This is a genomic window from Bacillus sp. BML-BC051 (assembly GCF_019656175.1).
Lineage (GTDB): Bacteria > Bacillota > Bacilli > Bacillales > Bacillaceae_G > Bacillus_A > Bacillus_A mobilis.
The window spans coordinates 187497-196158 of sequence record NZ_BPLI01000015.1; the positions used below are offsets into that span (position 1 = coordinate 187497).

Genomic DNA, 8662 nt, shown 5'->3' on the forward strand with positions numbered 1-8662 from the left:
CTTACGATTTTCTTACAATTCTTTATAATGCGGTAAAACAATGGTGAAAACAGTTTCTTTCTCGTTACTGCACACAGTGATATCCCCTTTATGAAGCTCTGCTATACTTCTCGCAATTGCAAGTCCCATTCCTTTTCCACCCGTATGAGAGCTACGTGATTTTTCACCACGATAAAACTTCTCAAAAACGTAAGGAAGGTTCTCATTCAGAATACATTGTCCAAAATTTTTAATTTCTATTTCTACATTCTTGTCTCTTTTAGAAATTTGAATCAAAATTTGTTTCCCGTCTTTCCCATAAATAATACTATTACTAATTACATTTTCGAACAGCCTCACCATAAGCGCTACATCCATTTCCACATGTAACTCCTTATCCCCATTAATACAAAAGCTCATATCGGCATCATCTAGTTGTGGTACAAAATCAATCATGATTTGTTCGATGAACGCTTTCATATTTACTACACTTTTATGTAATTCAATCTCCCTATAATTTATTTGACAATACTCTAATAAATCATCTACTTGATTTTTTAATTCATAACTTTTTCGCTTTAATATACTTACATACTGTTCACATTCTTCTCTATTTGAATGAAGCTGATTTCCTAACAGGTCCGCATAACCGATTAGAGATGTTACAGGTGTTCGTAAGTCATGAGAAATATTACTAATCATTTCAGTTTTCATTTCCTGCAATTTTTTTTCATTTTCGATAGACTCTTTTAAACTTTTCGCCATTCTATTAACATTCGTCGCTAATTCACCAATCTCGTCATTTTTCGAAATAGGTATATGTATTTCCAAATTACCATTACTTATTTCTTTCAAGTTCTTATTTATTTCAGATAACCTTTTCATCATTGTTTTTGTCATGAATGCAAAGTATATTGTAGTTAAAATTAAAAAAGCTATTACATATAAAAGTGAATATTTTTCCTCTAACGCAGTAACATGACTATATATATTTCCAATTACAATTTGAAACGTTATTATACTTACAGTTGCTAACAGAATGCTACATATGAATGTGATAAAAAACTTAGTTCTAATGCCTTGTAATGATTTAATCTTCAATTTTATATCCGACTCCCCAAACATTTTGAATAAACTTCGGCTCTTTTGGATTCTCTTCAATTTTATTTCTTAATCTTGCAATATGAACCATTACTGTATTATTACTTTCATAGGCTCTTTCTTTCCAAACGCTCTCATATATTTCTTCAATAGTGAACACACGATTCTTTGCAGCGGCCATTAAGTACAAAATATCATATTCAGTTCTCGTAAGATTGATTGTTTCTCCATATAACATTACTGTTCTCGACACTTCATCTATTTCTAAACCTCTAATGTTTATTTTCTTTTCTATTTCTTGGACAGCATTTTGATTGAAATATGTATACCTTCTTAATTGAGCTTTCACCCTTGCTATAAATTCAATTGTACTGAACGGCTTCACAATAAAATCATCTGCTCCAGTACTAAATCCTATTACCTTATCTACATCCGATGATTTTGCGCTTAAAAACATAATTGGTAAACTATGTTTCTCTCTAATCCTTCTACACAATTCTATTCCATCCATTTGTGGCATCATAATATCCAAAATAGCAAGTTGAATTCTGTTATTATTTATTATTTCTAAAGCCTCTTCCCCATTATGAGCACTAAAAACTTTAAAACCTTCTTGCATTAAATTCACGTTCACAAATCGAACAATATCTTGATCGTCATCTACAATTAAAATTGAATTTTTCTCCATATACAAACCTCTTTTTGAAATATATTCCACAATCAATTTTATCACAAATAAAAACCATACTTCCCTCTTGAATAATCTTTATTTTCAGACTAAATTATATAATAACAACACATTCTAGTTTCAGAAGAAATGGAGTGAAAGCATGTTTCCTAAATTGAAAACTGACCGACTCATTTTACGAGAACTTACTGAAGAAGATGCACCGGGTATACTACAATGCTTTTCTAATACTGACGTACTGCGCTATTATGGCCAAAAACCATTACAAGATGTTGATCAAGTGAAACAAGTCATTCATAACTTTAAGCTCAGTTACAATGCAAGAAGCGGTATAAAATGGGGAATCGAATTAAAAGACAAGAAAGAGCTCGTTGGAACAATCGGGTTTCACGATTGGTCTTCTGAGCATAAACGAGCCAATATAAGTTATGCCTTCCTCCCTAAACACTGGGGAAGTGGATATGCCACGGAAGCTGTTTCTGAAGTTATAGCATACGGTTTCCACACACTTCACTTAAAGCGTATTGGGGCAATTGTCTTTCTTGAAAATGAAGCTTCCAATAAAGTGCTATTAAAATTAGGTTTTGAAAAAGAAGGCGTTCTAAAAAATTATATGTATCAAGATGATATCCCCTATGACACGAATTATTACTCTTTATTAAAATCAGTTTAATAGAATGTATGCGTAAAAAACCTTACTTTTAATAAGTAAGGTTTTTTGTATTTATTCTTTAGTAATATAAGCATTCTTATAAGTATAAACGCCACCAAATTGATGCTTCTCAATCCCTTTTACATAATCCTTTTGCACGTAAGCTGATCCCATTTGATAAAGCGGCGCGATTGCAGCATCCTCTAGTAAAATACGCTCGGCCTCTTGCAATGCTTCCCATCTTTTCTTCTGATCCAGTACTAAATCGCTTTTCGCTTTCTTTATTAATTCATCGTAGTGACGGTTAGAATAATTCATTTTGTTATTCTGATTATCCGTCGTAAAGAGTTCTAAATAACTAATTGGGTCTTTATAATCCGGTCCCCAATTTGCCATAGATATATCGTAATCTCCCGTTTGTTCTAACTGTAATTTTTGCTTAAATGGCTGTTGTTTAATTTGTATCGCGAGTCCTGGCAAATGCTTTTCTAAGTCACCTTTTATATATTCTGCCATACGTTTTGCATTATCTTGTTCATATGTTAAAAATTCGAGGTTTACTTCGTCTACTCCGAGTTCTTTTTTCGCTTCTGCCCAAATCTTTTTCGCATTTTGCAAATTATAAGGAGAAAGATCTCCGTTTTCTTTTCTAAAATCTTTACCAGTCTCTTCATGTATATGACCAGCCGGTACAAGTCCGCTTGCAGACTTGGCCCCGTTATTAATAAAGTGAGCAACGAAATCTTCTTTATTTAACGCTAATGAAATAGATTGACGCACCTTTTTATTTGCTAACGCATTATTTTTCTCATTAAAACGTAGCATAGCAATTCCAGGTTCGCTCGACATATGTAATTCCTTATTCCCTTTATACTTGTCTACAAATTGAGAATTAATAGGAACCCGGTCCAAATCACCAGCTTCGTATAAATTAACAGCCGTCATTGTATCCTTTACAATTTGAAAGTTTATCTCGTCTAATTTCACTTTCTTTTCATCCCAATATGTAGCATTCTTCTTTAATTGAAACTCTTGTTCATGCTTCCATTTCTCTAATACAAATGGCCCGTTATATATGAGATTACTAGGTTCCAATGCATAATTCTTTCCTTGTTCTTTCAAAAATGATTCATGCTGTGGTAAGTATATCGGCAGTGCTAACAACTGTAAAAAATACGGAATTGGCTGTTCGATTTCCACTTCTAACTTATAATCATTTATTGCTTTAACGCCAAGGTTATCAAGAGGCATTGTTCCTTTATTAATTTCTTTCGCATTTTTCACATGAAAGAGCATGTACGCATATTGAGACGCTGTTTCAGGGTTAATTGCGCGTTTCCATGCAAACATAAAATCATTTGCTGTCACACTGTCTCCATTTGACCATTTTGCATCTTTACGCAAATCAAATGTATATTTTTTACCATCTTCACTTCTTTTAAAAGATTTTGCTATCCCTGGCATGGGCTGATCTTGATCATCTAATACATATAACCCCTCAAATATGTTTTGCATAACGTGCGCTGATGTACCATCCATCGTTTTCGCAGTATCAAGAGAAGGAATTTCTTCTGATACTGTTACATTTAACACTTGTTTTTTAGCTTCTGCATCACTTTTATTCACTTTATTATTACAAGCGGCTAATAATAAAGATGTAACAAGTGCCATTACCATTAAATGGCTCTTTTTTCGCTTCATGAATTGTTCTCCTTAAGTATAAAATATTATAAAGCGTTATATATTATAGCAGAAATATGAACAGAAAGATGCGACATTCTTTTGAATATTTATTCGTTCAAGAAAAAAGCGATCCTTTAAAAAAAGGATCGCTTTTCCTTAATAAAATCAAAACTAATTGTACCCTCAATTGTATGAAGGAAATGTTCTTTCGGAACTAACTCTTCAACAGAAACTGATATACATTCGTCACAATGATTATTAAAGTACCACCCTAAGAAATCTCTCCTTATTCTCTTTTTATCAGTGTTAACACATAAAAAGAAGTTCAGATAGAAAGTGGTATTTGACAAACTTTATACACTTAAGGTTTTTGTAAGGATCAAGTAAGAAAAACGAGAGCTTTGTTTCGTATAGTCAAAATATGAAGTGAAGGAAGAAAGAGAGATTAAGAGTTACCAGAGTTATTAAGACAAAATCAGTACGGTTGGTTTTAGATGAACATATCAATGGATTAGGCCTTTTTGCAGCAGAACCATAATTACCATGCCTGTTTTTACCATCACATATTGGAGGTTAAAATATGAATAAAAAAAAGAAAATACAAAAAACAGTACTTTCCTTTACCCTGCTCTTTTCTTTTGGCATTTCATCTTTCCCGCTTACAACAGCTATTCACGCAAATACACATGCGAAACAATCTACAGAAAAGGAACGAGTCTCTTTAACAGAGCGGACATCGTTATTTTTTGAATATCTCCAGCAAGGTAAGTATGCAGAGGCACTTCAGTTTACGTCTGCTGCTTTTCAATCTAAGTTTACAGCAAACACATTACAAAACTGGTGGAAACAAAGTGACTGGAGCGGGATAAAAAGTATGGGAACCCCCGTGATAAAAGAACGAAACTTGGTCCATCAGACGGTGGAAATTCCAGGAACCACCCAAGGAGCTACCATACCGTTACTCCTTAAATTCACACCTGGTGGGAAAGTAGATGAAGTTGGGGTAAGGACGCCTCCAGAATCTTATATTATCCCGCAGCCTAGCTACGATCAACCTGCTTCCTATAAAGAACGTGAAATCGTCATTGGAAGTTCTACCTATCCGTTACCTGCCACATTAACGGTTCCGAAACATAAGCCTGGTGAAAAGGTACCCGTAGTTGTTCTTGTTCATGGTGCTGGCATCCATGATCGCGATAGTACATATCTGGGAACAAAAATCTTACGAGACATTGCGGTGGGCCTTTCGTCCAACGGAATTGCGGTGTTACGCTATGAAAAACGCACCTTTGAACACGCATTAAAGATGAGTGCAGAACCCGTTACGTTAGACCGTGATACTACAGCTGATGCCATATATGCAGCAAAATCAGCAGCGCAGCAGGAAGGCATTGATCCAAATAATATTTTCATTCTCGGACATAGCCAAGGAGCTGGCACAATGCCGCGAATACTGAGCAAAGCGCCTTCCTCACTTGTTCGAGGAAGTATCTTACTCGCACCACCTGCACGCCCTTTGACTGACACTGCCATTGATGTGAGTCAATACCTTGGGGCGCCAAAGGAAGTAATCAATGAACTAAAAAGACAGTTCGCTTTTATCTTGGATCCTACTTTCGATCCTGACCATCCGCCAGCTGGATACAATTTTCCATTTCCGTCTCCTCATTTTATGTATGATGTTACTAGGTGGCGTCCAGTTGAGGAGGCAAAATCACGAAAAGAGCCTTTGCTGATTCTGCAAGGGGCACGCGATTATCAAGTAACAGTAAAAGAAGATTATACAAAATGGCAGGAAGGACTTTCAAACCGCGGGAATGTTCAGTTCAAAGAATATCCGAAATTGAATCATTTCTTCACGGAGGGTGACGGGGAATTGAGTCTTCCAAGTGAGTACGAAATCCCTGCAAATGTTCCCGAGTACGTCATCCAGGACATTATTACATGGGTCAATGAGACAAAAAAATAAGAAAACATCAAAAACCTTCATGCAATCATTATTGCGTGAAGGCTTTTTTGAAACTAGTGATTTTATCTAAACCATTCTCTTCTGTTTTATTAATCAACACTCATAAAAAATTTCTCCTTTCCCTCTTTTTATCAGTGTTGACACATAGCACAGGGAAAGGTACAAAAACAGGCTGTGGAGAAGCACTTCTCCACAGCTTGAAATTACCTATCTTTGTAAACCTCGTTTATAACGACTCGCTTCAAATATAATACGCTCTTCATCTAACGTTTTACATTCGCCATTCCAAACGACTCGTTTTCCGTTAATAATAACATCGCTAATATCTTTTCCACTAGCAGCATATACAAGGTGCGATAATACTTCGTCTGCTGGTTGTAGATGCGGCTTATTAGATGGATCAATTGTAATAAAATCAGCACATTTTCCGACCTCAAGTGATCCTGTTTGTTTCATGCCGATTACTTCAGCAGCCCCTTTAGTCGCAAGTGTAAGAGCTGTTTCAACTGGTAATGCTGTTGCATCTTGATGTATACCTTTTTGTAATAATGTTGCTATACGCATTTCTTCAAACATATCTAAATTGTTGTTAGATGCAACACTATCTGTTGCAATTCCTACTTTCATTCCTGCTTCTAACATCGCTTTTACATTCGCTATACCAGATCCTAGTTTTAAATTACTATTCGGGTTATGTGCTACTCGAACATCATGTTCTGCTAAAAATGCACGCTCATTTTCATTTAATACTACACCGTGTGCAATAACTGTTGGACGTTTAAACAATCCGCAACTTGCTGCATATTCTACTGGACGTTTTCCGTACTGTGCTTCAATATCACGTACTTCACGCTCTGTTTCCGAAAGGTGAATATGAACCATCGTTTGATTTTCTACTGCAATACGTGCACATTCTTCTAACAATTCTGTAGAACATGTATATGGGCTATGTGGTGCAACCATCGTAGTTAACATACCACTTTCGTTATAGTAACGCTTCACATATTTTTCAGCTTCTTCGATTGCTTTCTTTTCATCATCTTTCGTTCCGAAGCTAAATAAAGTTCTTGAAACAGCAGCTCGCATCCCACTCCTTGATACCGTTTCCATAATTGCATCTTGATCTACTCCAATTGGATTAAACATGTCAGAGAATGATGTTGTACCACTTTTCACCATTTCAAGTAATCCTAATTCCGTACTAGCAACTGCAAGCTCTGGAGTAAACTGACTTTCAAGTGGCCAAATTCTCGTCTCAAGCCATGGCTGTAATAACATATCATCGCCAATACCTCTTAAGAGACTCATTACAACATGTGTATGTGTATTTACAAGCCCTGGTAATACCCACTTTCCTTTCATGTCAATTACTTCATCTACTGCAAAATCATTAGCGAATTCTCCGCTCTTTACATCTATAATTTGATCATTTTCTACAATGATATATCCATTTTCTATCACTTCATTTTGTTCATTCATCGTTACGATTGTAGCGTTTACATAAGTTGTTTTCAAAAGTATTTCCCCTTTCAACTCTATGAAATTCCCTTTAATAAGTTACCACCATTATAGTAACTTATTAAAGATTAAGAGTCAAAAGATAATTTCAATTCTTTCATTATCTTTTCCTTCAAAATGCTATATTGTTTTTCATTTGTATCTGCAAGTGCTTCTTCCCGATTTGATTCCATATCCAAATAATTCAGGTTTTCATTGAATTGAGTCTCTGTAAAATCAAACCTCTCCCCATCTATACAGTTATAAAAGTGCCACTCCTCTCCTATTTTTGTCTTCTTAATTTCCCCTCCGTATATATCTTGAACGACTAAAGCCGTTACACCACACTGTCCCTTTGCTAGATTTTCACTTGTCCACTTTGAACTCGTTTCAATCGACCATGATTTTATTAGTGCTTCATATATTCTTTTTGTCTTTACTTTATCCATTCTCAGCTACTCCTACTATTAATTGTTTTACACATCATATTTCAAAAGAGGCAGTAAACGATCCTCAAAAACCGTTGATGGTGTCTCTCCTATTAACTTCGCTCCCATCTTCAAGTAAAACCCTTTTGCATTCGGATCACTATCAATTGTAAAACTTTTTATTCCTAGTTCATTTGCTTTTTCTAATACATACTCCCAAAGTATTTTCCCGTACCCATTCCCTTTGTAACGAGGATGAATGTATAAGAAATCGAGAGCTTTATCATTACGTAAAAATGAGAAAAATCCAATCTTCGTATTATCGTTTTCTAAAACATATACAAAATTGTTTTTTATGTACTCATCGGTAATTGTTAATTCTTCCTTACAAGCAAGTATGAATTCTTCGCTATAGTTCCACGTTGCTTTTGAATGTAGTGCGAGTTCACTTAATTCATTTGCTTCACTTAATAATGCTTTTCTTATCTTCATGATTCTTTCTCCTCACCTTCAATATGTAAGCTATTAAAATGATTCGAAAAAATAATTTAAAAAACCTCTTATTTCCGTAAATAAGAAATTACTTTTATAATTCTTCAGAATAGGTAACAATTTATTAAAAGAAAAAGAACGCCATTCCTGAAAATGAACTGAACCCCGAATAG

8 protein-coding genes are annotated in these 8662 nt (G+C 35.0%); 2 read left to right on the top strand and 6 right to left on the bottom strand.

Annotated features, from left to right (window positions below; translation table 11 throughout):
* Positions 1–12: 12 nt before the first annotated feature.
* Together K5S59_RS07265 and K5S59_RS07270 are read right to left on the bottom strand one after the other, a co-directional pair.
* Positions 13–1080, bottom strand: a complete 1068-nt coding sequence (locus K5S59_RS07265; RefSeq protein WP_120449837.1) for a sensor histidine kinase — start codon at positions 1078–1080, stop codon at positions 13–15.
* Positions 1070–1768 carry a response regulator transcription factor gene (locus K5S59_RS07270; protein ID WP_120449835.1) on the bottom strand — a complete coding sequence of 233 codons (699 nt, stop codon included), beginning with the start codon at positions 1766–1768 and terminating at the stop codon, positions 1070–1072. The genes K5S59_RS07265 and K5S59_RS07270 overlap by 11 nt, the downstream gene beginning before the upstream one ends.
* Positions 1769–1910: 142 nt before the next feature.
* Between K5S59_RS07270 and K5S59_RS07275 the strand changes: the two genes are divergently transcribed.
* The gene (locus tag K5S59_RS07275; protein ID WP_098258296.1) at positions 1911–2441 is read left to right on the top strand and encodes a GNAT family N-acetyltransferase; all 531 of its coding nucleotides are present in this window, start codon (positions 1911–1913) and stop codon (positions 2439–2441) included.
* A gap of 51 nt (positions 2442–2492) precedes the next feature.
* On the opposite strand, the gene K5S59_RS07280 is transcribed toward K5S59_RS07275, so the two are convergent.
* Complete coding sequence (locus K5S59_RS07280) at positions 2493–4121, bottom strand: peptide ABC transporter substrate-binding protein (RefSeq protein ID WP_000823497.1); 1629 nt, start codon at positions 4119–4121, stop codon at positions 2493–2495.
* Positions 4122–4683: 562 nt separating this feature from the next.
* Here K5S59_RS07280 and K5S59_RS07285 point away from each other — a divergent pair.
* The gene (locus K5S59_RS07285; protein WP_001035263.1) at positions 4684–6072 is read left to right on the top strand and encodes an alpha/beta hydrolase; all 1389 of its coding nucleotides are present in this window, start codon (positions 4684–4686) and stop codon (positions 6070–6072) included.
* 207 nt (positions 6073–6279) lie between these two features.
* Here the strand turns inward: K5S59_RS07285 and K5S59_RS07290 are convergent, their stop codons facing one another.
* The 3 genes from K5S59_RS07290 to K5S59_RS07300 are packed head-to-tail and all read right to left on the bottom strand — an operon-like array spanning position 6280 to position 8489.
* The gene (locus K5S59_RS07290) at positions 6280–7605 is read right to left on the bottom strand and encodes a bifunctional S-methyl-5'-thioadenosine deaminase/S-adenosylhomocysteine deaminase (protein WP_002071319.1); all 1326 of its coding nucleotides are present in this window, start codon (positions 7603–7605) and stop codon (positions 6280–6282) included.
* A 53-nt stretch (positions 7606–7658) separates the two neighbouring features.
* Positions 7659–8018, bottom strand: coding sequence for a YunG family protein (locus tag K5S59_RS07295; RefSeq protein WP_000361991.1), 360 nt, complete (start codon positions 8016–8018; stop codon positions 7659–7661).
* Between the two features lie 27 nt (positions 8019–8045).
* Positions 8046–8489, bottom strand: coding sequence for a GNAT family N-acetyltransferase (locus K5S59_RS07300; RefSeq protein WP_098258299.1), 444 nt, complete (start codon positions 8487–8489; stop codon positions 8046–8048).
* Between the last annotated feature and the right edge of the window lie 173 nt (positions 8490–8662).